The organism is Brevibacterium limosum, from assembly GCF_011617705.1.
Lineage (GTDB): Bacteria > Actinomycetota > Actinomycetes > Actinomycetales > Brevibacteriaceae > Brevibacterium > Brevibacterium limosum.
The window spans coordinates 1,253,704-1,278,567 of sequence record NZ_CP050154.1 but is presented as its reverse complement, the minus strand read 5'-3'; the positions used below and the strand labels follow the sequence as shown (position 1 = coordinate 1,278,567).

The following is a 24,864-nucleotide window of genomic DNA, read 5'->3' as shown; positions in this document are numbered from 1 at the left end:
CTCGGCGAAAGAATCAGCTGAGGCCTCCGCCGAACGGCGGAGGCGTTCGGTCCGGCAACGGAATAGAGTGGTGGGCAGCAATGGTCATCCACCCCGGAGACCGCCCAAACCAGGAGGAATATTCATGTCACGTCTGTCAGTCGGCGACACCGCCCCGGATTTCACCCTCGTCAACCAGGACGGAAAGTCCGTCAGCCTCAGCGACTACAAGGGCCAGCGGGTCGTCGTCTACTTCTACCCGGCCGCCATGACCCCGGGCTGCACCACCGAGGCCTGCGATTTCCGGGACTCGCTCTCGGCGCTCAAGGCCGCCGGAATCGTGGTCCTCGGCATCTCCCCGGACAAGCCGGAGAAGCTGCAGCAGTTCATCGAGAAGGAGGGTCTGAACTTCGACCTGCTCTCCGATGAGGACAAGACGATGATGACCGAGTGGGGCGCCTTCGGCGAGAAGAAGAACTACGGCAAGGTCGTCCAGGGCGTCATCCGCTCGACCGTCGTCGTCGATGCCGAGGGCAAGGTCGAACTCGCCCAGTACAACGTCAAGGCCAACGGGCACGTCGCTCGCGTCCGCAGAGAGCTGGGCATCGACGCAGCCTGAGTTTTCAGGAACTCGCGCCGCCCCTGCTAATCTTGAGGGCGTCGCGGCCGCTGATGCGGCCGCTTGAGCGCGAGTGGCGGAATTGGTAGACGCGCTGGATTTAGGTTCCAGTGTCTTCGGACGTAGGGGTTCAAGTCCCCTCTCGCGTACCGCGGTCCCCGGTGCGGAGTCGACAGGCTTCCGCACCGGGGACTTCTCTCTGCTCCCGGAGTTGGCCTCAGCCGACGCTGATCACGGACGGTGCACCCCACACCACAAAAGGTGCACGTGTCATCACCTTGCGTACGCTCACGACCAGATCCGGTTCCTGTCATCAGGAGGCGGAGTCTCTTGCCGAATCGAATTCGCGGGTTCTGACTCCGCGGTCACCTGCATTGGACGTACTGTGGTCAATGCATCGAGATCTGAGAGAGGACAGCAGATGACGGATTCCCCCGCGCCGACGATTCGCCCCACCGCGCCTGCCGACGAGACCCGGTGGAAGGAGCTCTTCCGTGCCTACCGCGAGTTCTACCGGCTGGAACCGTCCGAGGAGATCGTCTCTCGTGTGTGGTCATGGCTGACCGATCCCGATCATGAGTGCCAGGGGCTTGTCGCCGAGGTGGAGGGGACGATCGTCGGAATCGCCGACTATCGTCGTTTCTCCCGTCCCTCGGCCGGCAGCGTGGGCATCTGGCTCGATGATCTCTTCACCGATCCTCGGGCGCGCGGCCGAGGTGCCGGTCGCGCATTGATCGGGCGCCTGCAGTCGATCGCCGCGGCCGAAGGCTGTTCCGTGATCCGCTGGATCACCGCCGATGACAACGCCCAGGCCCAAGTGCTCTACGACGATGTCGCGAAGCAGACGAACTGGCTCACCTACGACGCCGTGCCGGAAGAGTCATGAGCGCGTGATCGCGAGGACGGAGCTGTTCCCGGTCAGCTTTCTTCCGAACGAGTGAGGCCCTGCGCGAAGTGCTGCTGGGCGAGCAGGACCAGCGCCTCCAGCAGCGGTCGGCGCAGCACGCTGCCGAGGACGACTCCGCGGATCCTCTCCTCCAGACTGCCTGCATCGGCAATGGCGTCCAGATCGGTCCTGCCGACGGCTTCGGCGGCTTCGACGTAGGCGTCGAGCCGGTCCAGAATCGGAGTCATGTCCTCCCTGCTCAGCATGGCAATCGCGCTCACGGCTGCCCGATAGGCCGGTGACGAGGCCTCACAGTGCCATCCTCGTGCGGTGATCACACGGTCGAGAAACGCTGAGGCATCGACATCGTCGGCCTCGACCTCTCCGATGAGCGCATCCTGTGTGACTCCCATCGCCTCGATCTCCGAGGCCCGCCCGTCCACCGCGTCGACGACGGCTCGCACTTTCGCCAAGGGCAGCCCGGCCATCGAAGTCAATGCCCGGATGAGGCGCAGCCGGTCGAGATGAGTCTGATCGTAGACGGCTTGATTCACACTCGTCCGCCGCCCCGGCGGCAACAGGCGCTCACGCAGGTAATACTTGATGGTCGGCACGCTGAGCTCCGAGCGGCGGGACAGCTCCGCCATCCGCATCTCCGGCTTCTCCCCCGACTCCTGCATCGCCCTCTCCTCCCGGTACTGCCGGCAATGGTCTGTGACTGGTCTTGATCGACCTTAGCAGATACCTCTACTATCTATTATGGATAGTTTCACTACCTATTAGGGGAAGAGGTCATGGACGCTTTCGCATTGGCCACGGTCCTCGTCACCGGTTTCGTCGGTTCGGCGGAGTTCGGATCGGCCGCTCTGGTCCACCCGGTGATCCGTCGGCTGAAGACGGACGATCAACTCATCATGGAGAAGGGGCTGCTGAAGACATTCGGTCGGGTGATGCCGGTCGGGATGACCGTGGCGACCGCTCTGGCCATCATCATCGCGATCGATGAGGCCAACGCCTGGCTGCTTTCGGCCGCCATCAGCCTCGGTGTCGCTCTGGTCGTGACGATTTTCGGGAATGTCCCGATCAACGCTAGGACCGGACGGATCGTCGAGGAGGCTGCGCCCGAAGGATTCATCGCCATGCGCAGACGATGGGACGCCTTCCAGATCGTGCGCGCTTCGCTGCAGCTGCTCGGTTTCGCCTTCGTGGCGATCGGGGTCGTCGGGTTCGGCTGAGCGCCTGCGGTGGTCCTTCGCGGTCTCCGGGTCGGCGAATCCGGCCCGCCGCGCTTCAGCTCATCCGTCGCCGGAGCTCGGAGACTCCACCACCGGTTAGGCCTGCCAGCGCTTCCGGTCGGCCGGCCATGGCCATGACGAGGTCGAGGAGACGACCGGTCACTTCCGGTCCGCTTCCGGTTTCGAAGTCTGCGTCCGCTGCGCTGAGCGCCAGTCCTCTCACCAGGGTCTTCGAGTTCACGGCGAAGTCCTTAGCGGCGAGGTATCGGGCCACTTCGACGGTCGCCGCAGCGTCGGGAGTCAGTCCGAGACCCAGTGGCCGTGCGATGTCTTGGCCGTGGATGATGACTTCGCCGAGGAAGGCTTGAAGGTCCTTCGTCGGTGCGATTGTCAGAGCGATCGACTCGCGGAACTTCTCGAGGGTCTCCTCTGGTGAGGCGCCGAGCTTGCGCTCGAGCAATCGCGCGTTGTGTTCTGCGGGATCGAAGCCCGCCCGGATGATGCTGCGGATCCAGGCCCACCGCCCAGTATCGGCCGTGGCCGTCAGATGGGCGACGACCTGCTCGACCGTCCATTCTTCGCACAAAGTTGCGTGCGTCCACGGCTCAGGTTCGAGTGCGGCGAGAAGATCGGCGAGGCGTGCGCGCTCCGCGTGGATGAGGCTCCAGTAAGCGATCTCGTTCATACTCTGCTCCCGCGTGGCTCGTCGCCGGCATCGTCTTCGCGTGTTCCGGCTTCTGCACTGAAGAGCAGCCTGAAGCGCTCGCAGACGACCGGCATGTCGGGCGAGAATCCTCGTTGCCCGTATTCGCGCCAGAAATGTTCATGAATCTCGCGCCAGGCGGCCAGGGTTCGGTCGCCCTCCCCTTCGGAATGGGCGTGCTCGCTGGTCACCTCGGAAAATGGGACGACGTCGATCGCGGTGGTTTCGATGAGGGCGCTCGGTCCGTCCTGACCGTCGAGGATGATGCTCAGCCCACCCATTTCCGGGACGGATTCGCCATCGGCTTCGATGTCCCACAGCGCCGAGGCGGTGCCCGTCTTCGTCCCGTCCAGAACGAGAGCGAGAAGTTCGTCCGCGTGCTCAGGAGTCGCACCGAAGGCCCACGCTTCGGACAGCGGTGACGGCAGGTCGGGGAAGCGACTTCGGGTATCGGCCCAGAACAGCTCCAGCTCTGGCTCGCTCGGGTCGACAGGACTCATGAGATTGCCTTCAGCTGGAGCCTCAGGCCTTCGATCAGGGTTGTCAGCCCGAACTCGAATGAAGCGGCCGCCGACGAACCGTCGACGAACCGCGGGTCAAGTGCCGCCTGAATTTCGGCAAAGCCCTCTCCCGCAGATTCCTGGGTGATGAGGTCGACCGGAGCGACGATGTCCAAAGCGGAGCCGAGGACATAGGCTTCGACGGACCGCATCACCGCGACAGTCCGTCCCTGCGGCCAGCCGCCTCGGCGCAAGCCACCGATCACGGCGTCGTACATTTCATATGTTGACAGGTCCCGAATCGATGTCGTTGCCAACAACCGAATGAGATTCGGGTGATCTGCAAAGGCCGTGAGATAGGATCGCGCCCACATCTCCAGAGCCTTGTCCCAAGGCACGTTCTCGCCAGCACCCTCGATCCGGCCAAACACTCCGACGTCGATATCGGCCACTATCCGGGCGCGCATCAGCTCGATGAGTTCACCCCGGCCCGGAACATGGTTGTACAGAGACGACACCTGACGGTCGACGCGAGCAGCAAGTGTTCGCATCGACAATGCTTCGCCACCTTCTTCGTCGACGAGTGCGAGCGCGGCATCAACCAGCCGATCCCGATTCAGTCTCACAGAACACTCGCTCTCAAATTCACTCTTCCATCCGCACTTCGAGCAGTGTATCGTGTTCCCAGCCACATACACGAACACTGTTCGTATTGGTTCCGACAACTCCAGTCAATACGATGAAGCAGGAGTACGACAGCTTTGAAGACACAGCACTTCCACAACGGTGCCATCTGGCTCGGAGCAAAGTCCGAACCCGCGGACTCGCTTCTGATCCAGGACGGCATTATCACTGCTGTCGGCGCAGAGGCCGTCGGCCCTTTGCTTGAGCACACCACAGAGCAAGAAGATGCCTCTCTCGAGACTATCGACCTCGAAGGCGGATTCCTCATGCCGTCTTTCGGAGACGGTCACGCCCACCCGATATTCGGCGGAATGGAGGCAGAAGGGCCGCTGGTCAGGTCGTGCACGAGCGTCGAAGAGATCATCGCCGAGGTGAAACGGTATGCGGACGCTCACCCCGACGAAGCTTGGATCACAGGTGCCTCGTATGACGGCAGCCTCGTACGCGACGGTCTCTTCGACGCCGAATGGCTCGACAGAGCCGTGTCCGACCGACCGGTCGTCCTTCGCGCCTGGGACTACCACACCGTGTGGTGCAATTCTCGAGCATTGAAACTGGCGGGGATCACCGCTGCAACACCGGAACCACAGATAGGCGAGATTCCTCGCCGAGACGACGGTTCACCGCTCGGCACTCTGCGTGAATGGGGTGCGGTAGATCTGATCGACGGCTTTCGTCCGCCGCACCACGAATCTGTTCGACTCCGCGCTCTCGATCGGGCCGCCGAATACTATCTCGCTCGAGGCGTCACTTGGGTCCAGGACGCGTGGGTGGAACCAGCCGACGTCGAAACCTATGTTTCCGCCTCTCAGCAGAATCGGCTCAAACTGAGATTCAACCTCGCGTTCTACGCCGATCCCCGCCGCTTCACGCAACAACTGCCCGAAATGCTCTCTGCGCGCCAAAGGATCGAGGAACTTTCGGATCCGTTCCTGACCGCTCAGACCGTGAAATTCTTCGCCGACGGAGTCATCGAAAACGAAACCGGTGCGCTCATCGAGCCCTACTGCACCTCCCTTCACAACCACGGAATGCAAGTCTGGGAAGGAGATTCTCTGGCGGAGGCGGTTCGCGAGGTCGACGCGGCAGGGTTTCAGATCCACATCCACGCCATCGGCGACGCGGCCGTTCGACAAGCATTGGATGCCATCGAGCACACAATCCGGCACAACGGTGCCCGTGATCGACGGCCGGTGATCGCACATGCCCAGATCATCGACTCTGCCGACCTGTCCCGCTTTGCTGAACTCGGCGTCATCGCGAATATGCAGCCGCTGTGGGCTCAACTTGATGACCTCATGACGGTACTCACCGTCCCCCGGATCGGCAGGGAGCGCGCCCTGGCGCAATATCGGATGCGAAGCGTCCTCGACAGCGGCGGGCACCTCGCTTTCGGTTCGGACTGGCCCTGCACTTCGGGGACGCCGTTCGAGGGTCTCGCCGTTGCCGTGAGCAGACAGACCGACGACGGTGAGCCCGACGGCGGGTGGACTCCCGAAGAGATCCTCGACATCGAACGCTCTCTCGACGCCTACTCGACTGCGGTGGCCCACCAAGCATTTGCAGACCTTAGATCCGAAAGGTGGGGAGTGATCCGTCCAGGCGCGAGCGCCGACTTCATCATTCTCGGTTCGGATCCCCGAACACTGCTCCCCCAGCAACTGTCTGCCACCCCTGTTCGCCGCACGTTCCTGCGCGGCGTGGCCGTCCATTCAGCGGACTGAATCGAAAGGACAATGATGTCCCATTCCAATCACAGCTCCACCACCCAAGACACTTCTGAGACCCAACTGAAACGAGCACTCGGAGTACCTTCGCTCGTCTTCTTCGGCCTCGTCTACATGGTCCCACTGACGATCTTCACGACTTACGGCATCGTCACTCAGGTCACCGGCGGTCGTGTACCGGCCGCCTACGTCATCACCCTATTGGCAATGGTGTTCACCGCTCGGTCATATGCGAAGATGGCCGCCGCGATGCCCTTTGCCGGTTCCGCATACACCTACACGCAGAAGAGCTTCGGAGCGGGAATCGGTTTCGTTGCCGGATGGGCCCTGCTTCTCGATTATCTGTTCCTGCCGATGATCAACTATCTCGTCATCGGCATCTACCTCAGCGCGGCCTTCCCTATGATCCCAGCCTGGGTCTTCGTAGTCTCGGCCATCATTCTCGTCACCGTCCTCAACGTGATCGGAATCGTCTCCGTCGCCCGGGCCAACATCGTCATCATCGTCGCGCAGGCAATCTTCATCATTGCCTTCGCCGCTCTCTGCATCGCATCATTCAGCGGCTACGGTTCCGTCGACCTCGCCACACCGTTCACCGGCGACGGCTCTGCACCGGGCTTCGACAACGTCATGGCCGGGGCAGCAATTCTGTGCCTGTCCTTCCTCGGCTTCGATGCAGTCTCGACACTGTCCGAAGAAGCCAAGGACGCGAAGAGAGCAGTCCCTCGTGCGATCGTCATCGCAACTGTCACCGGCGGGCTCATCTATATTGCTCTGTCCTACCTGGCCCAGCTGGTCTATCCTTCGAACCAGTTCGCGGATGTCGATTCGGGCGCCCTCGACGTCATGGCGGCGGCCGGCGGCGAGGCCCTCACCGCGTTCTTCACTGCCGCATACATCGCCGGAGCGTGCGGCTCAGCACTGACCTCTCAGGCGTCGGTCTCACGCATTCTCTTTGCAATGGGTCGAGACGGAGTGCTGCCGAGAAGCTACTTCGGCCGCTTGTCACCGCGCTTTCACACGCCCACTCTTGCAACTCTGACGGTAGGCGCAGTCTCTTTGCTGGCACTCACCGTCAATCTCACCTTCATTTCTGAGATGGTGAGCTTCGGCGCTCTGATTGCGTTCTCTGCAGTGAATCTGTCGGTGATCAAACACTTCATCATCGACGAGAAGAACCGCGGTTCCCGTGCCGTCCTCAGCTCTATCGTTCTGCCGGGGATCGGATTCTGTCTGACCCTGTGGTTGTGGACGAGCCTATCTCCGCGGACACTTCTCATCGGCGCCATCTGGCTGGTTCTCGGAGTCGGATACCTCGCCTTCGTCACACGTGGCTTCCGTCGCCCTACACCAATGCTTGATCTCGCTGACTGACGTTAACTTACTCAGCTCGACCCACACGCGATCACCCTCGCCACGATCTGGCTCGTCATCGGAGCGGTCATCCCTGCCGTGACAACGAGCCCGCAGGCGATGACACATCCGGCGGCCATCCACGCTCCCCAACCTGCCAGGCTGCAGGGACATCCAGCAGTCCTGGAAAGCAGCATCAGCACCGCAGAGGACACTGCCAGGCGCAGGCCTGAGGTTTGGTACACCCTGCTCCAAAATGCACACCGAGGAAACTGATCCGTTGAGAGGAACCTGCACCAAAACGGCTGTCGACGCCGGTAATCTGCCTTGCCATACCCTGCCGCGCGCCGTGCCGCGCCGTGCCGCTACAAGAATACCCCGGCTCTTGTAATAGTGTGTGACACACACTATCGTGTGATGCATGAACGAGGATGAAGACAAGGCACTGGCCACCCACGAACAGGAGCTGCGACGCGGCACCGTGGTCTTCGCCAGCCTCGTCGCCTGCCGCCGGCCGCAGTACGGCTATTCACTGCTGACGACGCTGACCGAAGCAGGCATCCCCACCGAGGCAAACACCCTCTACCCCCTGCTGCGGCGACTGGAGAAACAGGGCCTGCTCACATCGGTTTGGAACACTGAACAAGCTCGCCCCCGCAAGTACTACACACTCACCGACAGCGGCGCCGAAGTCGCCGCCGCACTGCACAGCCACTGGCTCGAACTCAACTCCAGCATCACAGAGCTCTGGAAGGACGGCACACCATGAGTGCGCTCACCGAAATCTACGTCGACAACGTCACCCGCCACCTCCCCGAAGACACCCGCCCGGACATCGCCGCCGAGATCACCGCCACGATCGATGACATGGTCGACGCCCGCCTCGGCGAGGACACGGCCCCGACCCCGGACCGCACGGCCACCATCGAACGCGAAGTCCTCGAAGAGCTCGGCGATCCGGTGATGCTGTCGCGGGAGTACTCCAACTCCCCACAGCACCTCATCGGCCCGAATTCCTACCCGCTCTTCATCTGGGCACTGCGCTGGGTGCTGCCTCTCGTCGGTCTGCTCGCGGTGCTCACGAACGTCGTGACCACCATCGCCCTCTCCCCCGAAGTCCAGATCGGGGAGATCATCGGCAAGACGGCGGGCAACACGGTCATCGCCCTGCTGACCGCGTTCGCCGCCATCACCATCATCATCGGCCTCGGCGACCGCGGAATGGACGGCGGTGCGGCCGAAGCGATGCGGAAACGACAGCCGGGCACATGGACGGTCGATGACCTCGATCGTCGCGATTCCCACGGCAGGCAGATCCGCGCCGAGGCGGGGCTCGGGCTGGTCTTCGTCGTGGCCTTGGCTATGGTTCCGTTCATCCCGACCTCCCTGTTCTACGTCGGCCATCTCAACAATGGGGAGACGTTCATCAATCCGGACCTCGGCTTCGGCTGGCTGCTCGGATACTGGGCCTTCCTGGCTCTCCTCGCCGCGGTCGAGATCGTGAAGTTCACGACCGCCTCGGCGAGCCCGATCGTGGTACTCATCGGCGGGATCGCCGATGTCGCCATGGCGGTCTTCCTCACGGTCGCCCTGCTCACTCAGCCGGTCCTCCACCCCGAGCTCACGACCTCGGCGAACGCTGATATCCAGCAGATCATCACGGTCATCGCGGTCTGGATCATCACCGTCTGGGATCAGGTGAGCACGTGGCGGACCTATCGCCGCGGCCGGTCCTGAGGCCTATCATCGAAGCAGGGGCGTGACGCAGACGATCGCCCTCGGGCAGCAGTGCCAGACCGAGCCGCACCCCGCGGCCCGGGCACAGCGCCGGAGAATCGAGGAATCATGTCCACGTCTCTGCACACGCTCATCACCGACAACCTGGCCGCCGTCACGGCCAAAGACGTCGAGGCGGCCGTTGCCACCTTCGCCTCACACGGAGTCCTCATCGACCCGCACTACCCTCGACCACGGATGGCCGGTCACACCGAGATCCGCGAAGGCCTCCAATGGGTCGTCGCCGGAATGCGCGAACTCAACTTCACCGTCGACTCGTGGTTCTTCGGCGAAGACGGAACGAGTGCGGCCGTCGAGGTCTCATCCCGGCATGTGCTCGCAAGCGGCCGGTCCCTCGAGTTCGGCCAGTGCTTCGTCGTCGAGACCGCGGACGGGCGAGTCATTCGCTGGCAGGCCTACGAACCCTATGGCCCCGGCGGGGTGGGCGGACTCGCCCTCGGTGTCAGTCGGCTGAAGTTCCGCAGATCCCGCCGCCGCTGGAGACGACCGTGAACTTCGTGTTCCGGCCCAGCTGCTCACTCGGTCCGATGATCGTCTCGAGGCGGTCCCGGTAGCGCAGGTGCGTATTGAACACGGTGATCACCCGACCGCCGGGCGCCAGATGGGCCGCGGCCGTGGCCATGAGCGCCTCAGCCGTGTCGGTCTCGATCGTCGTGCCCTGATGGAACGGCGGGTTCAGGACGACGAGGGCGAATTCGCCCAAGGCCGCCACAGCCGGGTCCTCGGTATCGGCGGCATCGCCGAGGATGATGTCGACGTCGACCCCGTTCGCCTCCGCTGTGGCCCTCGCCGAGGCGACCGCCGCCTCGGACACGTCCACACCGGTCCCCCTTGCTGCCCCCGTGGCACGCATGGCCGCGGTGAGCAGCCACCCGTTTCCGCAGCCGAGGTCGAGCACGGAATCCGGTTCGGCAGCGGTGCCCGTTACGTCGTCCGCACCGGACAGGGTCTCGATGAGCGCGTCGAGCAGCAGGGTTGAGCCTTCATCGCTCTTCACCCCTGAGAAGCAGGCTCCATGTGCTCTGACCTCGAGGTCTCCGACGTTGGGATGGGTGATGACTCCGTGCTTCGGGAAGCTCGGCAGGCTCGGTGATGACAGCGGTCGGCTGCCGATGATCATCCGGTGCTTGCCGACTCCCGGAGAGACGTCGACTCGAGCGAAACCGCGCGCCAGCTCCTTGTTCACCGCGCGGCTCATCGAGTCGCTGCGACCGATGACGATGATCGTCGACACGCGGGCCTGCAGTGCGGCGATGGATTCGGCCAGTGCGTTCGTGGCCTTCGGGGCGTTGATGACCGCCCACGTCTCAGGGTTCCCCTCCCCCGCCGAGGGGGCCCGACCATCCGCGAAATGTGCGGATTCCGGCTCGCCGAGGTCCGCGAGTTCCGGGACGTCGGAGAGCGATGCCGCGGTCCGGGATTCGTCGATGCGATCGTGGTGGACGACCACCTCGGCGAGAGAGCGAAGCAGTGCGGTCTGGACGCCCTTGGCATCGTCGAGCACGATGATGCGGCGGGGAGCCTCGGCGGCGGCTTCGACGTCGATGAAGGCACCGGCCGCATCCCGACCGGATACGTCGAGTTCACGGAGACGTCGGCCGATGATGTATTCGACGAGCATGCGCGCCTGCGGCAGACCGGGCATATCGCGCAGCTGCGGAGAATCCGCCAGCAGATCCCCGCTGCGATGAGCGGCGGCGGAGTCAGGAGGCAGCAGGGAGGCGGACATTCGATCAGTCTAAACTGAGCGGGCCGCTTGCCGCCTCCTCGGCTGAAAGCAGCTCAGCCCTCAGCGTCGTGATCGGTCTCGATGAGCTGCTTGAGCTCGGCCAGCGCCTCGGCGGCTCCGTCGCCCTCGGCGCGCAGGACAACCGTCTGACCGTATTCTGCGCCGAGGCCCATGAGGGAGAGCACGCTGGCCGCGTCGAGGGCGTCCTCGGCGGGTTCGCCCTCCAGGGCGATGGTGATCTCGAAATCAGAGTCTGCGGCGGCCTCGGCCAGCAGAGCTGCTGGGCGAGCGTGGAGGCCGACGGTGCTTCCGACTGTTGCGGTGGTCTCTGCCATATCGCTGTCCTTCCTGTTCAGACCGGCCGGATCTGGCCGGTCCGGTGGTTCGGCATTGCCTGTGGGTGGTGTCTGTGGTGATGCTGAGTGTGTCTCGGGCTCATTCCCCGGCGGCCGGCCTCACAGACCGAGCTCATCGAGGAGCGGCAGCTCTGCCCGGACCGCGGCCTTCGCTTCTGCCGGACTGAGTGCGGCGAGTGCACGACGGGCGATCTGCTGTGCTTGGTCCATGGTGACACCGGCCAGCACTTCTGCGACAGCCGGCAGCGCCCGCGGCGCCATGGACAGGCTGGTGACTTCGAGCCCGACGAGCACGACCGCCAACGCCGGATCGGCCGCGGCCTCTCCGCAGACACCCACCGACTTCTCGGCCGCAGCACCCTGGGCGGCGGCTATGCGGATGAGCTGCAGAACTGCCGGCTGCCACGCGTCGCTGAGTTCGGCCAGGCCGCCGAGCATGCGGTCGGAGGCCATGACGTACTGGGTCAGGTCATTCGTGCCGATGGAGGCGAACTCGACTTCGTCGAGGATCGGGCCCGCCTGCAGCGCCGCCGAAGGAACCTCGACCATGACGCCGGCCACCGGCAGACCGGCCGCGTGGACGAGCTCCGAGAACCGCTTGGCCTCATCGGCCGTGGCGATCATCGGAGCCATGACATGGACGGTGACCGCATGCTTCGCCGCTGCCATGGCGATCGCCTCGAGCTGACGTTCGAGCACGCCTTGGGCCTTCCGGCTGGTCCGGAATCCTCGCACGCCCAAGGCTGGGTTCGGCTCATCGGCGTCGGTGAGGAACGGCAGAGGCTTGTCGGCCCCGGCATCGAGGGTGCGCACGACGACCTTGTGCTCGTCGAAGGCCGCGAACACCTGTCCGTATGCGTCGGCCTGCTCATCGACGCTGGGCTCGGTGTCGCGATCGAGGAAGCAGAACTCCGTGCGCAGCAGTCCGACGCCTTCGGCACCTGCGGCGGCCGCCGCCCGTGCCTGAGCGCCGTCTCCGACATTCGCGCGCAGCGGAATCCGTGTGCCGTCCCCCAGCAGACAGGGTCCGGTGAAGGACTGCAGCCGGCCGGCGGTCTCCGTCCACGCCTCGACGAGCTCGGTCTCTGTCGCACCGGGGTCGGTGCGCAGGATGCCGGCGCCGCCGTCGACGAAGACGGGTGTGTGGTCGGTGATGTCGCGGACCCCGGTGGCTGCGACCACGGCGGGAATGCCCAAGGACCGGGCGAGGATGGCCGTATGACTCTGCGGCCCACCCTCCTCGCAGACGAGGCCGATCACAGACTTGAGATCCAGGGTCGCGGTGTCGGCAGGAGCGAGATCGGTGGCGATGAGCACGAAGGGGTCGGCCGAGTGCGGGATGCCGGGTGCCGACACTCCGCGCAGATGGGCGACGAGGCGGGCACGCACGTCGAGGACATCGGCTGCGCGTTCGGCCATATAGCCGCCCAGCTTCTCCAACTGGGCCGCTGTCTCCGCGGCAACCGTCCAGATCGCGGTCTCCGCGTCGGTGTCGGACAGGCATTTGATCGCCGTCTTCACCAGGGTGGGGTCCTTGGCCATGAGAGCGGTGGCCTTGAGCACGTCGCGGGCGTCTCCGGTGACAGTTTCGGCCCGCTCACGCAGTTCGGCATGCACGGCGGCCGAGGCCTCACGGATCCTGGCCGCCTCCGCCTCTGTGGCGGCCGGGGCCGGCCCCGCCACGGGTGCGGACACGGGGTCGGGCATGCACAGCGCCGGGGCGATGACCCGTCCGGGTACGACTCCGATGCCTGAGAACTCTGCGGACATCCCCATTCCTTCCTCTCTTGCCTGCGAAGTTGTTCAGACTCGCGAGGCGTCAGCGCTCGACGATACCGGTTCGGCCGTCCTTGCCTCGTCGGCCGAACCGGGTCCGGTGGTCGAACCGGTCGATGCGGATGCGGTCATCGTCGCTGCGGACGGATCGACCGCCTCGGCGAGGCCTGCCGCTCCGCCCTTGCGGACGAAGATCTTCAGCGCCAGCACCATCAGGGCGCTGATGATCGTGCCGACGACGACGGAGAGCAGGAACAGCAGGAACGAGTCGATGGCGAAGAAGACGAACACTCCGCCGTGCGGAGCCTGGCTGGTGACGGAGAAGGCCATCGTCATGCCGCCCGTGACGCCGGCGCCGACGACCGACGCGGGGATCACGCGCAGCGGGTCGGAGGCGGCGAAGGGAATCGCGCCCTCGGAGATGAATGCGGCCCCGAGCAGCCATGCGGCCTTCCCGTTCTCCTTCTCCGCCTGGGAGAAGATGCGGGGACGCAGTGCGGTGGCCAACGCCATGGCCAGGGGCGGGACCATTCCGGCGGCCATGACCGTGGCCATGATCTCCCACGGCACGGGGTTCTCGACGGAGCCTGCGGCGAGACCGGCCACGGCGAACGAATACGCGACCTTGTTGACGGGCCCGCCCAGGTCGACGGCCATCATGGCGCCGAGGATGAGCCCGAGGACGACGGCCGCGGTCCCCGTCATCGAGCTCAGCCAGCTGTCGAGGCCCTCCGTCAGGGCGCTGATCGGTCCGCCGAGGACCATGAACATCAGGCCCGAGGAGACGAGGGAGGCCACCAGCGGAATGATCACGACCGGCATCAGCCCGCGCAGCCACCTCGGTGCAGCGAAGGAGCCGATCCAGTGGGCGATATAGCCGGCGAGGAGTCCGCCGATGATGCCGCCGATGAAACCGGCGCCCATGAGCACGGCCACGGCGCCGACGGTGAAACCGGGCGCGATTCCGGGGCGGTCGGCGATTCCGAAGGCGATGTATCCGGCCAGGGCGGCGACGAGGAAGCTCATCGACAGGTTGCCGATCTGGAAGGCCACGGCTCCGAGGTAGGCGCCGACGGGTCCCAGTGCCAGGTCCCCGTATTCGGTGGGCAGGTTCCACAGGGAGTTGCCCAGGACGATGTCCTCCGAGTAGTCGGGGATGTCGAAACCGCCGAGGAGGAACCCCAGTGCCATGAGCAGACCGCCGGCAGCGACGAAGGGGATCATATAGCTGACACCGGTCAGCAGCACGCGTTTGAGGTGGGCACCGACGCTCTCTCGTGAGCCTGCTGAGGACGACGTGTCCTCCTCGTCGGCGGCGTGAGCGGCCGCGAGCCTGCGGCCGTTCGGGGCGTCCGCCTCGGCGAGGGCCTTGCGGATGAGTCCCTGCGGATCATCGATTCCGGCCTTGACCGGCACCTGCACATAGGGCTTGCCGGCGAACCGGGCCTTGTCGCGGACGTCGACATCGACGGCGAAGACAACGGCATCGGCAGCGGCGATGACGGACTGGTCGATCGGTGTCGTACCGCTCGAGCCCTGGGTCTCGGTGACGACGTCGAGGCCCATGTCGGACCCGGCCTGGACGAGGGCGTCGGCTGCCATATAGGTGTGGGCGATTCCCGTCGGGCAGGCCGTGACGGCGACGACGCGGCGGGGGCGCTCGGCAGACTCACGGGGCCCGGCGGAGGTGGGGGCCGCCTCGGTGGTGGTCGGCTCTTCAGGCGTTTCGCGCAGGCCGAGGGCGGTTTCGACGAGGTCGACGACTTCCTGTTCGGTTGCGGCCGCGCGCAGGGAGCCGACGAAGTCCTTCTTCACCAGCGATCGGGCGAGCTTCGACAGCAGCTTGAGGTGGTCCTTCCCGGCGCCGTCGGGGGCGGCGATCATGAACACCAGGTCGGCGGGGCCGTCCTTGGCGCCGAAGTCGACCGGCGGGTTCAGCCGAGCCATCGCGAGGCTGGGTTCGGTGACCGCCTCAGTGCGGGCGTGCGGGATGGCGATGCCGCCGGGGACTCCCGTCGGGGTCTTCTCCTCGCGGGCGATCGCCGCGGCCGCCAATCCGTCTGCGGAGTTTGCGCGGCCCTGTTCGGCGATCGTGGCGGCCAGAGCGCGGATGACAGCGGACGACTCCGTCCCCTGATCCGCGTCGAGGACCACCAGGTCTGTTGTGATGAGCGATGTCATCGTGCCTCCTCGGCTTCGGGGGCTGTGCCCTCATGTCGGTGGGAAGTGTCGTCGGTGGGCGTGTCTGTAAGTGCTGTGGGACTGCCTGTCAGCGGTGCTGCGGGTGTCTCAAGTGGCGTCACGGTCACCGCGTCGGTCCGGACGTCCGCCGGGCTCGGCACCCCGGTGCCGCGCAGACGGGCGGCTGCAGCTCCGTAGGCGACGGCTCGGGCCAGGGCCACATCGGGTTCACGGCCGCCGGTCAGACCCAGCAGGTACCCGGCGAGGGTGGAGTCACCCGCGCCCACGGTGCTCACGACCTCCATCGGCGGATGCTGGGCATGCCAGGCAGCGTCCGGCTGGGCGAGCACTGCGCCGCCGGCGCCCAGGGTCGCAAGGATCGACCGTGGACGGGGGCCGCGCGCAGTGAGCAGGGTCGATGTGGCGCGGGCCGTCAGCTGCGGTGAGGACTCGAGGCGGTCGGCGATCGTGTGCAGTTCGGCGGTGCCGAGGGGTTCGACGGCGTCGCTTGGTTCAGCGGGTCGGTGCAGTTCGACGGCGTCGCTTGGATCGGACATATCGCTGTCACTGTGCGCTCGGGAATCATCGCGGATTCCGGAGGCGTGCAGGAGCCCTGCGGCGTTGAGGAGTTCGGCGAGTTCCTCGGCGTTCGGTTTGATGAGATCCGGCGAGGCCGTCAGGGCCGCAGCCAGAGGAGCACCGGAGGTGTCGACGGCGATCAGCGGCGGAATATCAAGCTGGCGGATGCGTTCGATCGCGCGGGCGTAGAAGTCATCGTCGACTCCTGGAGGCAGCGAACCGGCCAGGACGACCCAGCTCGCACCGGCTGCCTGCTCGGCCACGAGGTCGAACAGTGCGTTTTGAGTCTGCGGACTCAGAGGCGAACCTGGTTCGTTGATCTTCGTCGTCGTGCCGTCGGGTTCGGTGACGGTGATATTGGACCGCAGCGGAGTGCCGGTGGGAACGGAGTGATGAGCCAGTCCGATCGCGTCGAGTCCGGTGAGCACCGGGTCGTCGATGTCTCCGGGCATGACCGCAAGGGTGTCACGGTCGGCGGCCGCCACGGCGCGGGAGACGTTGACTCCCTTGCCGCCGGGCTGCTGTCCGGCCCAGACGGCGCGCTGCACCTGACCGCGGAGAACCGGACCGGACAATTCGATGGTGCGGTCGAGGCCGGGGTTGGCTGTGAGGGTGAGGATCATGGAGTGACGACCTCGACTTCCGCAGTCTCCAGATCGGCCGACAACGGCTGTTCCGGCGCGTCATCGGTGATGAGGACGTCGATCTGGTCGAGTTCGGCGAATCGCACCAGAGAGACGGCATCGAACTTCGCGGAGTCGGCGAGCACGGCAACTCTGCGTCCCGAGTGCACGAATGCTGACTTCGTCGCCGCCTCGTCATGGTCGGGCGTGGAGACACCGTCGCCACTGAGACCGTTGGTGCCGAGCACCGCGAGATCGACCCGGTGGCCCTCGACGGCCGTGATCGTCTGTGGTCCGACCATGGCTCGGGTGACCGGGCGGAATCGGCCGGGGAGGACGAAGATCTCGACGCCGGGCGCACCAGCCAGGCTGTCGATGGCGGACAGGGAGTTCGTGATGACCCGCAGCTGTCGCGGTGTCTGTCCGGCGACGAGGCGGCCATGGGCTTCGTCGGCGATCGCGCGGGCGAAGGCCGCACAGGTCGTGCCGCCGTCCACGGAGATGCTCATCGTCTCCTCCAACAGGCTCAGCGCGGACCGGGCGATCGCTGACTTCTCATCGAGATTGTGGATCTCGCGGTCGTCGAAGGTCGGCTCTTCGAGGCTGTGGGGACGGCACGGCACTGCTCCCCCGTGGACGCGCTGGAGGGCTCCGGCCTTTTCGAGGGCGGCGAGGTCGCGTCGAACGGTTTCCGTGGTGATGTCGAAATCGGCGGCCAGATCGGTGACATTGACCCGGCCCGCTTCGCTGACGAGCTCAGCGATGCGTCGTTGCCGTTCTTCAGCGAACACGTCCGGCCCTTCCCTTCGCGCGGCTCATCGTCGATACGGACGAATAACCACGTGGCTATCTGTTGGTTTGAACGATCTTAGGACTCTATTCACGCACCGTCAATCACATTCCAACATATTGCCAATTATTCCCACATCACCTAGTGGTCGACCGAGTAGACGGCTCGGCCGAGGCGGCGAGATCGATGGATGTCGAGTGCCCCGGAACTCAGCGTTCCGGGGCACTCGTCATTCACGGTCGGGGTGGGCCACCTCGGCGAAGGGATCAGCGGACCGGGTAAGCCGCCTCGGCGATGGGGTCGGTTATCTGGCGGTCAGCTGCCGATGCGTTTGTACGCCGAGGAATCGGCGTTGTCGATCGTCGAGTGTTTGCGGTTGTCGTGCATGAAGGCCACGGCGACGAAACCGACGATCGCGATGACGACGACGTAGACGGCGAACCAGGTGCCGATTCCGGCGTTGCGGAACCACAGCGCGACGTATTCGGCGGAGCCGCCGAACAGCGAGTTGCCGACCGCATAGGTGAAGCCGACGCCGATTCCGCGGATGTGGGCCGGGAACATCTCGGCCTTCACGATTCCGGAGATCGAGGTGTACATGCTGATGAACGCCATAGCGATGACGATGAGGATGCCTGCGGTGAGGACGGAATCGGCCTTGCCGATCATGCCGAGCAGCGGGATGGGCAGCGCGATCATGCCGATGACGAAGATGAGCATGTTGTTCTTACGGCCGATCTTGTCCGAGATCTTTCCGGCGATGGGCTGCATGCAGACGAAGATGAGCAGGCAGATGGTCATGAGGTCGGCGATCGAGCCCTTGTTGAACACGGCCTCGCCCGGGGTGCCTTCGTTCTGCAGCAGAAGGAACTTCTGCATGTACGTGGTGAAGACGTAGAAGACGAGTGATCCGACGCTGGTGATGCCGAGGACGACGAAGAAGGCGCGCGGGTGGCGCAGCACTTCGCGGAAGCTGCCGGAGTTCTCGTTCTTACGGGTGTCCGCCGAGGTGGTCTCTTCGAGTCCGCGACGCAGCCACAGGGAGACGATTGCGGCGGCGGCACCGATGACGAAGGGCAGTCGCCACCATCCGGCCTCGATCTGGTCGGTGCCCAGAGTGTGGGTCATGACGACGGCAAGAAGGCTGGCCAGCAGCTGACCGCCGATGAGGGTGACGTATTGGAAGGAAGAATAGAATCCGCGCTTGCCTTCGGTGGCGACCTCGGACATGTAGGTGGCGGTCGCGCCGTATTCGCCGCCGACGGCCAGGCCCTGGATCATCCGCACGATGAGCAGCAGGACCGCGGCCCAGGAGCCGACGGTGGCGCTCGTGGGCAGCAGCGCCATCATCAGCGATCCGGCGCACATGAGCAGAATGGAGATGAGCATCGAGTTCTTGCGCCCGAGGCGGTCGGCGGCGCGGCCGAAGATGTAGCCGCCGATGGGGCGCATGAGGAAGCCGACGAAGAAGACTCCGGCGGCCTGCATCAGGGACAGAGCCTGGTTGTCGGCGACGAAGAACTGGTCAGCGAAGTAGACGCTGAAGAAGGCGTAGATGTAGAAGTCGAACCATTCGACGAGGTTGCCCGACGATGCGGCCATGATGGCCTTGACCGTCTGCCATTCCGACTTCTTCTGCGCCTGGGACCCACCGGCTTTCGCCTGGCCGAGATTCGTATTCTGATCTGTCAATGCTTCTTCTCTCTCACTCGTACGCGGCGCCGGGAGCGCCCAGGTCACCTTACTGCCGCAAGAGAGTGACCGACGCTTCGGTCAGTAATCGAGATCCGCGTTCGGATGCCCGATTCCGCGCGGATACAGTTCAGAAACGCTCGATGGTGACGGGCCTCTCACCGTTCGGGTGAGGAAGCTCTCAGTCGAAGCTGCCCGATTCCCTCCCCGCAGAGTGAACGGCCGCCCGGGCGACCATGCTGAATGTGCTACAAATTGAGGGAGCTTCGTCCAATGTCGCACCAGGAGAGATCATGACAATTCTCGTCGGTTATTCCCCCTCGCCCGAAGGCAAAGCCGCTGTCGAATTCGGCATCGAGCAGGCCCGCGCATTCGACGACGTCCTCGTCGTGCTCAATGCCGGAATCGGTGAGACTCCCGACGAACGCGGTGTGGCCACCAGCAAAGACATCGAAGAGCTCAAAGAGACGCTGCAGAGCTCCGAGGTCTCGCACGAGATCCTCCAGTTCCTCCGCGGCAATGATCCCGTCGAAGAGCTCCTGGCGCTGGCCGAGGCGACCGAGGACACTCGCATGATCGTCATCGGTTCGCGTCGCCGCTCCCCTGTCGGCAAGCTCATCATGGGCTCGACAGCCCAGCGCATCATCCTCGATTCCGAGGTCCCTGTCGTCTCCGTCAAGGTCGACCGGCGGAAGAAGAGATAACCGCCGAACGCCCTCAGTCCCCGGCGATGGCGTCGATGAGGGCATCGACGTCGTCCTTCGTCGTGTCGAAGGCGCACATGAGACGGACGATGTCCTTCTCCAAGGGCCAGTCCGCGAACGCGAACGTCTGGCGGGCACGGGCGGCCACCTCGGCGGGCATGCGGACGAACACGACGTTCGACTCGACCTTCTGCACGATCTCGACGCCGGGAACACGGCCCTGCTCGACCGCCTCGGCGAGCTTGTCAGCGAGATACTGGGCCATCTCGTTCGACCGAGCGGCCGAGTTCCGCCACAGATCACCTTCATAGAGCGCGTTCAGCTGGGCGGAGAGGAAGCGCATCTTCGAGGCCAGCTGCAGGTTCATCTTGCGCAGGAAGCGCATTCCGTGGCCGATGTCGGTGCCCAGGACGACGACCGCCTCGGCGCCGAGGAGGCCGTTCTTCGTCCCACCCAGGCTGACGATGTCGACACCGACCGCGGTGGTGATGTCGCCGAGGCCGACGCCGAGGTGGGCCGCGGCGTTGCCGAGGCGGGACCCGTCGATGTGGACGATCATGTCGAGGTCGTGGGCGGTGGCCGTGATCGCGGCGATCTCGTCGGGAGTGTAGGTCGTGCCCCATTCGGTGGACTGGGAGATGCTCACGGCCAACGGCTGCGCGTTGTGCTCGTGACCGCGGCCGATGATCGCGGACTTGATGGTCTCGGGGGTGAGTTTGCCGTTCTCTGTAGCGGCGCCGATGATCTTCAGCCCGCCGACCTTCTCCGGGGCGCCGGTCTCGTCGTAGTTGATATGCGCCGAGGCGGCCGTGATCACTGCGGCCCACCGCGGCAGCGCCGACTGCAGAGCGAGCACGTTCGCGCCGGTGCCGTTGAAGACGGGGAACGCCTGGGCATCGGGCCCGAAATGGTGGACCATGATGTCGTGGAACCGGGCCGTCCACGGGTCGCCTCCGTAGCCGGGAGTGTGGCCGACGTTGGCCTCGGCGATGGCGGTGATGACCTCGGGGTGGACGCCGGCCCAGTTGTCGGAGCCGAAGTTGCGCGGAAGCGCCTCGGGGCTGGTGTCGACGGGCGGGGCGCCGGTGCCGATGTCGGGGAGGATGTCCGCGGGGTTTGTCGACTGCGCGCTCGGGTCAGGTGTCTGGGAGTTCACATTCTCAGACTAGTACGTGCTCCGCGACGTGTGCAGTGCGGTCCGCGCTTGCGTATCCAGCGTCGCACTCTTCTGCAGACACCAACTCGCTCAAAGTGCAGGCGCAGAGCATTGATGCTGCACGCTTGCACTTTGAGCGAGTGTGCCGAGGCGGGTCCGCCCTCAGCAGAGATGGTGCCTCAGCGAAATCCTCAGGCGAGGAGTTCGCGCATGAGCTCGGCGGTCTCGGTCGGGGTCTTGCCGACCTTGACGCCTGCAGCCTCGAGGGCTTCCTTCTTGGCCTGAGCGGTTCCCGAGGAGCCGGAGACGATGGCGCCGGCATGGCCCATGGTCTTGCCCTCGGGAGCGGTGAAGCCTGCGACGTAGCCGACGACCGGCTTCGACACGTTGTCCTTGATGTAGGCGGCGGCACGCTCTTCGGCGTCTCCGCCGATCTCGCCGATCATGACGATGGCTTCGGTCTCCGGGTCGGCTTCGAAGGCTTCGAGAGCATCGATGTGCGTGGTGCCGATGACCGGGTCTCCGCCGATGCCGATGGCGGTCGAGAAGCCGAGGTCACGAAGCTCGTACATCATCTGGTAGGTCAGGGTGCCGGACTTCGAGACGAGGCCCAGCTTGCCCTTCTTCGTGATGTTGGCCGGGATGATGCCGGCCAGCGAGGCCTCGGGCGAGATGACGCCCGGGCAGTTGGGTCCGATGATGCGGGTGGCGTTTCCGGCGGCCTGCGCACGAGCCCAGACCTCCGCCGAGTCCTGCACCGGGATGCCCTCGGTGATGATGACGAGCAGGCCGATCTTCGCGTCGATGGCCTCGATCGCGGCGTCCTTGGAGAATGCCGGCGGCACGAAGGCCACGGACACGTCGGCACCGGTGGCTTCCATCGCTTCGGCCACGGAGCCGAAGACCGGCAGCTCGACCTCGTTGCCGTCCTTGTCGTTGTGCTTGACGGTGGTGCCGGCCTTGCGGGCGTTGACACCGCCGACGACGTTCGATCCGGCTGCGAGCATGCGGGCGGTGTGCTTCGAGCCCTCTCCGCCGGTGATGCCCTGGACGATGATCTTCGAATCGGAATTCAGAAAGATAGACATTGTTGTAAAGACCTTTCCTTACTTGGCCGCAGCCAGTTCGGCGGCCTTGTCGGCTCCACCGTCCATCGTGTCAGTGAGCGTGACGAGCGGGTGCGCGGCCTTCTTGAGGATGGCGCGCCCCTCTTCCACGTTGTTGCCGTCGAGGCGGACGACGAGCGGCTTGGTGGCCTGATCACCGAGGATCTCGAGGGCCTTGACGATGCCGTCGGCCACAGCGTCACAGGCGGTGATTCCGCCGAAGACGTTGACGAACACAGACTTCACCTGGTCATCGCCGAGGATGACGTCGAGACCGTTGGCCATGACCTCGGCCGAGGCGCCGCCTCCGATGTCGAGGAAGTTCGCGGGCTTGACGCCGTTGTGGTTCTCACCTGCGTAGGCGACGACGTCGAGGGTCGACATGACCAGTCCTGCACCGTTGCCGATGATTCCGACCTCACCGTCGAGCTTGACGTAGTTGAGGTCGAGCTTCTTGGCCTTGAGCTCCAGCGGGTTCTCTGCGCTGATGTCGCGCAGCTCCTCGTGCTCCTTGTGGCGGAAGTCGGCGTTGTCGTCGAGGGAGACCTTGCCGTCGAGCGCGATGATGTCACCGGCACCGGTCTTGACCAGCGGGTTGACCTCGACGAGGGTGGCGTCTTCCTGTTCGAAGACGGTCCACAGGCTGGTCAGCACGGGGGCGATCTTCGCGGCGGTGTCGGCGTCGAAGCCGGCCGCCTCGGCGATTTCAGCTGCCTTGGCATCGTTGATTCCGTCGATGGCGGAGACGGGGATCTTGGCGAGCGCCTCGGGGCGTTCCACCGCCAGCTGCTCGATCTCCATGCCGCCTTCCTTCGAGCACATGGCCAGATAGGTGCGGTTGGACCGGTCGAGGAGGACGGAGAAGTAGTACTCCTCAGCAATGTCGGCACCTTCGGCGATCATCACCTTTTCGGTGATGTGGCCCTTGATGTCGAGACCCAGGATGTCCTTGGCGCGTGCCTCGGCCTCATCGGGGTTCTTGGCGACCTTGACACCGCCGGCCTTTCCACGGCCGCCGATCTTGACCTGAGACTTGACGACGACGACTCCGCCGCCAAGATCTTCGGCTGCCTTCTTCGCTGCTTCTGGCGTCGTCGCGACCTGGGCCTTGAGCACGGGCACTCCGTGCTTCTCGAACAGGTCACGTGCTTGATACTCGAAAAGATCCACGTGTTTTCCTTCGTTTCTGCTGCCGGGTGGTTGGCCCCTGCAGGTTCGTTGACGGATGCAACAACCAAGGACAACCATATTCCCAAACGCACCCGTCCATCCAAACCTGCAGGTTAAACGGACCCTGAGAGTAAGGAATCTCTCGTCAAAAAGTATCTCTGTCGTCAAGATTCTTGATATGGACGTAAAATCGATTCATGGACGAAGTGGATCGAATAGTCGCAGCCTGGCGACGTGAGCGTCCGGATCTCGACGTCTCCCCGATGGAGATCCTCTCCCGAGTCTCGCGGCTGGCCAGGCAGTTGGACCTGGCACGGAAGGCGAGCTTCTCCGATTACGGAATCGAGGGATGGGCCTTCGACGTGCTCTCCGCCCTCCGCCGAGCCGGTGAGCCCTATCAGCTCTCCCCCTCGACCCTGCTGCAGGAGACGCTTGTCACGAGCGGCACCATGACCAATCGCATCGACCGCCTCGTGGCCCGCGGATGGGTGGAGCGTCGCCCCGATCCCGGAGATCGACGTGGGGTGCTCGTCCACCTCACCGACAGCGGCCGCGCCACCGTCGACTCCGCTCTGGCGGATCTGCTCGTGAAGGAGCGGGAGATCCTCAGCGGCCTCACCCCCGCCGGCAGCCGCAAACTCGCCACACTCCTGCGAGAGCTGTCCACCGGCTTCGACGGCAGCGAGGACTGAACCGAAACCCGCCCGCCCCACCACCGAATTCCGGTTGCCCGCCCCACCATGACCCCCGACGACGAGGACTCAGCGATGAACGACGACCTCACGAACTTCACGGGCGCACAGCCGCCTCGACGAGCACCCATCCACGGTCGCTGCGTCGATCTCGAACCCGTCGATCCCGACGCGCACGGCGATGATCTCTTCACTGCAGTGTCGGAGCCGGTCGGGATCGAGGAGCGTTTCCGCTACCTGCCGCAGTCCCCGCAGACCGAACGCAGCGAGTTCGATGCTTGGATCGCCGAGGCTGCCGCCAGTTCCGATCCCCTCTTCTTCGCCGTCGTCGACCGATCCACAGGGCGAGCCGAGGGCCGGCAGGCACTCATGCGCATCGATGCCGCCAACGGGGTCATGGAGATCGGGCACATCCTCTGGGGGCCGGCGCTCAGACGCACCCGGGCAGCCACCGAAGCGCTGTTCCTCTGCGCCGATCTCGCCTTCGCCTCCGGCTTCCGTCGGTTCGAGTGGAAATGCGATGACGCCAATGCCCCGTCGAAGGCAGCGGCCGAACGCTTCGGGTTCACTTTCGAAGGAGTGTTCCGACAGCACCTCGTGTACAAGGGCCGCAACCGCGACACAGCGTGGTTCTCGATCATCGACGGCGAATGGCCGATGCTTCGGTCGGCCTACCAAGCCTGGCTCGACGAGGCGAACTTCGATGCCTCAGGTGCCCAACGGCAGAGCCTGCGCGAACTCATCGCCGCAGCCCGCCGCGGCTGAGGCGTCGGAGGGCATCGGAGTCAAGGCGCAAGCAGCCCTCGCAGGCTGTCCCCACGCCTCCC

At 64.9% G+C, this 24,864-nt stretch carries 25 protein-coding genes and 1 tRNA gene; 12 read left to right on the top strand and 14 right to left on the bottom strand.

Annotated elements, in window-relative coordinates:
* Window positions 1–124 precede the first annotated feature (124 nt).
* From bcp to GUY37_RS05710, 3 genes are all read left to right on the top strand, one after another.
* On the top strand, window positions 125–598 hold the full coding sequence (gene bcp / locus GUY37_RS05720; protein WP_166823294.1) for a thioredoxin-dependent thiol peroxidase: 474 nt from the start codon (window positions 125–127) through the stop codon (window positions 596–598).
* A 67-nt stretch (window positions 599–665) separates the two neighbouring features.
* A tRNA-Leu gene (locus tag GUY37_RS05715) sits at window positions 666–747 on the top strand.
* 272 nt (window positions 748–1,019) lie between these two features.
* Window positions 1,020–1,484, top strand: a complete 465-nt coding sequence (locus tag GUY37_RS05710) for a GNAT family N-acetyltransferase (protein WP_166823291.1) — start codon at window positions 1,020–1,022, stop codon at window positions 1,482–1,484.
* Between the two features lie 32 nt (window positions 1,485–1,516).
* Here the strand turns inward: GUY37_RS05710 and GUY37_RS05705 are convergent, their stop codons facing one another.
* Window positions 1,517–2,164, bottom strand: coding sequence for a MerR family transcriptional regulator (locus GUY37_RS05705; RefSeq protein WP_208094774.1), 648 nt, complete (start codon window positions 2,162–2,164; stop codon window positions 1,517–1,519).
* Window positions 2,165–2,278: 114 nt separating this feature from the next.
* Between GUY37_RS05705 and GUY37_RS05700 the strand changes: the two genes are divergently transcribed.
* Window positions 2,279–2,719: an anthrone oxygenase family protein gene (locus GUY37_RS05700; RefSeq protein WP_166823288.1), complete on the top strand. Its 441-nt coding sequence runs from the start codon at window positions 2,279–2,281 to the stop codon at window positions 2,717–2,719.
* A gap of 55 nt (window positions 2,720–2,774) precedes the next feature.
* Here GUY37_RS05700 and GUY37_RS05695 read toward each other — a convergent pair whose 3' ends face one another.
* Genes GUY37_RS05695 through GUY37_RS05685 form a run of 3 tightly spaced genes read right to left on the bottom strand, consistent with a single transcriptional unit; the run spans window position 2,775 to window position 4,548 of the window.
* The gene (locus GUY37_RS05695; RefSeq protein ID WP_166823285.1) at window positions 2,775–3,404 is read right to left on the bottom strand and encodes a maleylpyruvate isomerase family mycothiol-dependent enzyme; all 630 of its coding nucleotides are present in this window, start codon (window positions 3,402–3,404) and stop codon (window positions 2,775–2,777) included.
* Window positions 3,401–3,922 (bottom strand): ASCH domain-containing protein, encoded by a 522-nt coding sequence (locus GUY37_RS05690; protein WP_166823282.1) that lies wholly within the window; start codon window positions 3,920–3,922, stop codon window positions 3,401–3,403. Before GUY37_RS05690 ends, GUY37_RS05695 begins: the two co-directional genes overlap by 4 nt.
* Complete coding sequence (locus tag GUY37_RS05685) at window positions 3,919–4,548, bottom strand: TetR/AcrR family transcriptional regulator (RefSeq protein WP_166823279.1); 630 nt, start codon at window positions 4,546–4,548, stop codon at window positions 3,919–3,921. The genes GUY37_RS05690 and GUY37_RS05685 overlap by 4 nt, the downstream gene beginning before the upstream one ends.
* A 135-nt stretch (window positions 4,549–4,683) precedes the next feature.
* Between GUY37_RS05685 and GUY37_RS05680 the strand changes: the two genes are divergently transcribed.
* The 5 genes from GUY37_RS05680 (at window position 4,684) to GUY37_RS05660 (ending at window position 9,975) form a co-directional block, all read left to right on the top strand.
* Window positions 4,684–6,330 carry an amidohydrolase gene (locus tag GUY37_RS05680; RefSeq protein WP_166823277.1) on the top strand — a complete coding sequence of 549 codons (1,647 nt, stop codon included), beginning with the start codon at window positions 4,684–4,686 and terminating at the stop codon, window positions 6,328–6,330.
* 15 nt (window positions 6,331–6,345) lie between these two features.
* A complete protein-coding gene (locus GUY37_RS05675) occupies window positions 6,346–7,707 on the top strand; it encodes an APC family permease (protein ID WP_166823274.1) in 1,362 nt (453 codons plus the stop codon).
* A 400-nt stretch (window positions 7,708–8,107) separates the two neighbouring features.
* A complete protein-coding gene (locus GUY37_RS05670) occupies window positions 8,108–8,455 on the top strand; it encodes a PadR family transcriptional regulator (RefSeq protein WP_166823272.1) in 348 nt (115 codons plus the stop codon).
* Window positions 8,452–9,423, top strand: coding sequence for an HAAS signaling domain-containing protein (locus GUY37_RS05665; protein ID WP_166823269.1), 972 nt, complete (start codon window positions 8,452–8,454; stop codon window positions 9,421–9,423). The genes GUY37_RS05670 and GUY37_RS05665 overlap by 4 nt, the downstream gene beginning before the upstream one ends.
* Window positions 9,424–9,531: 108 nt before the next feature.
* Window positions 9,532–9,975, top strand: a complete 444-nt coding sequence (locus GUY37_RS05660) for a nuclear transport factor 2 family protein (protein ID WP_166823267.1) — start codon at window positions 9,532–9,534, stop codon at window positions 9,973–9,975.
* Here GUY37_RS05660 and GUY37_RS05655 read toward each other — a convergent pair.
* The 7 genes from GUY37_RS05655 to GUY37_RS05625 form a co-directional block, all read right to left on the bottom strand.
* The gene (locus GUY37_RS05655; RefSeq protein ID WP_166823264.1) at window positions 9,926–11,212 is read right to left on the bottom strand and encodes a class I SAM-dependent methyltransferase; all 1,287 of its coding nucleotides are present in this window, start codon (window positions 11,210–11,212) and stop codon (window positions 9,926–9,928) included. The two genes, GUY37_RS05660 and GUY37_RS05655, sit on opposite strands and share 50 nt — an antisense overlap.
* A gap of 53 nt (window positions 11,213–11,265) precedes the next feature.
* Complete coding sequence (locus GUY37_RS05650) at window positions 11,266–11,547, bottom strand: HPr family phosphocarrier protein (protein WP_166823261.1); 282 nt, start codon at window positions 11,545–11,547, stop codon at window positions 11,266–11,268.
* 120 nt (window positions 11,548–11,667) lie between these two features.
* Complete coding sequence (gene ptsP, locus GUY37_RS05645; protein WP_166823258.1) at window positions 11,668–13,338, bottom strand: phosphoenolpyruvate--protein phosphotransferase; 1,671 nt, start codon at window positions 13,336–13,338, stop codon at window positions 11,668–11,670.
* A 33-nt stretch (window positions 13,339–13,371) separates the two neighbouring features.
* Entirely contained in the window at window positions 13,372–15,525 is a 2,154-nt protein-coding gene (locus GUY37_RS05640; RefSeq protein WP_166823255.1) for a PTS fructose transporter subunit IIABC, read from the bottom strand.
* Window positions 15,522–16,727: a 1-phosphofructokinase family hexose kinase gene (locus tag GUY37_RS05635; RefSeq protein WP_166823252.1), complete on the bottom strand. Its 1,206-nt coding sequence runs from the start codon at window positions 16,725–16,727 to the stop codon at window positions 15,522–15,524. Before GUY37_RS05635 ends, GUY37_RS05640 begins: the two co-directional genes overlap by 4 nt.
* Window positions 16,724–17,518: a DeoR/GlpR family DNA-binding transcription regulator gene (locus GUY37_RS05630; RefSeq protein WP_166823249.1), complete on the bottom strand. Its 795-nt coding sequence runs from the start codon at window positions 17,516–17,518 to the stop codon at window positions 16,724–16,726. The genes GUY37_RS05635 and GUY37_RS05630 overlap by 4 nt, the downstream gene beginning before the upstream one ends.
* Window positions 17,519–17,832: 314 nt before the next feature.
* The gene (locus GUY37_RS05625) at window positions 17,833–19,209 is read right to left on the bottom strand and encodes an MFS transporter (protein WP_228278384.1); all 1,377 of its coding nucleotides are present in this window, start codon (window positions 19,207–19,209) and stop codon (window positions 17,833–17,835) included.
* Window positions 19,210–19,502: 293 nt separating this feature from the next.
* Here GUY37_RS05625 and GUY37_RS05620 point away from each other — a divergent pair, with 293 nt between their 5' ends.
* A complete protein-coding gene (locus GUY37_RS05620; RefSeq protein ID WP_152348093.1) occupies window positions 19,503–19,913 on the top strand; it encodes a universal stress protein in 411 nt (136 codons plus the stop codon).
* Between the two features lie 13 nt (window positions 19,914–19,926).
* Here GUY37_RS05620 and GUY37_RS05615 read toward each other — a convergent pair whose 3' ends face one another.
* The 3 genes from GUY37_RS05615 to sucC all read right to left on the bottom strand — a co-directional run bounded on the left by GUY37_RS05615 (window position 19,927) and on the right by sucC (window position 23,345).
* Window positions 19,927–21,069: a threonine aldolase family protein gene (locus tag GUY37_RS05615; RefSeq protein ID WP_407645393.1), complete on the bottom strand. Its 1,143-nt coding sequence runs from the start codon at window positions 21,067–21,069 to the stop codon at window positions 19,927–19,929.
* A 191-nt stretch (window positions 21,070–21,260) separates the two neighbouring features.
* Entirely contained in the window at window positions 21,261–22,157 is an 897-nt protein-coding gene (gene sucD, locus GUY37_RS05610; protein WP_152348091.1) for a succinate--CoA ligase subunit alpha, read from the bottom strand.
* A gap of 18 nt (window positions 22,158–22,175) precedes the next feature.
* Window positions 22,176–23,345, bottom strand: coding sequence for an ADP-forming succinate--CoA ligase subunit beta (gene sucC, locus GUY37_RS05605; RefSeq protein WP_152348090.1), 1,170 nt, complete (start codon window positions 23,343–23,345; stop codon window positions 22,176–22,178).
* 197 nt (window positions 23,346–23,542) lie between these two features.
* Here sucC and GUY37_RS05600 point away from each other — a divergent pair, with 197 nt between their 5' ends.
* Both GUY37_RS05600 and GUY37_RS05595 read left to right on the top strand, forming a co-directional pair.
* A complete protein-coding gene (locus tag GUY37_RS05600) occupies window positions 23,543–24,037 on the top strand; it encodes a MarR family winged helix-turn-helix transcriptional regulator (protein WP_166823247.1) in 495 nt (164 codons plus the stop codon).
* 75 nt (window positions 24,038–24,112) lie between these two features.
* On the top strand, window positions 24,113–24,802 hold the full coding sequence (locus tag GUY37_RS05595) for a GNAT family N-acetyltransferase (protein ID WP_166823244.1): 690 nt from the start codon (window positions 24,113–24,115) through the stop codon (window positions 24,800–24,802).
* The last annotated feature ends 62 nt before the right edge of the window (window positions 24,803–24,864 follow it).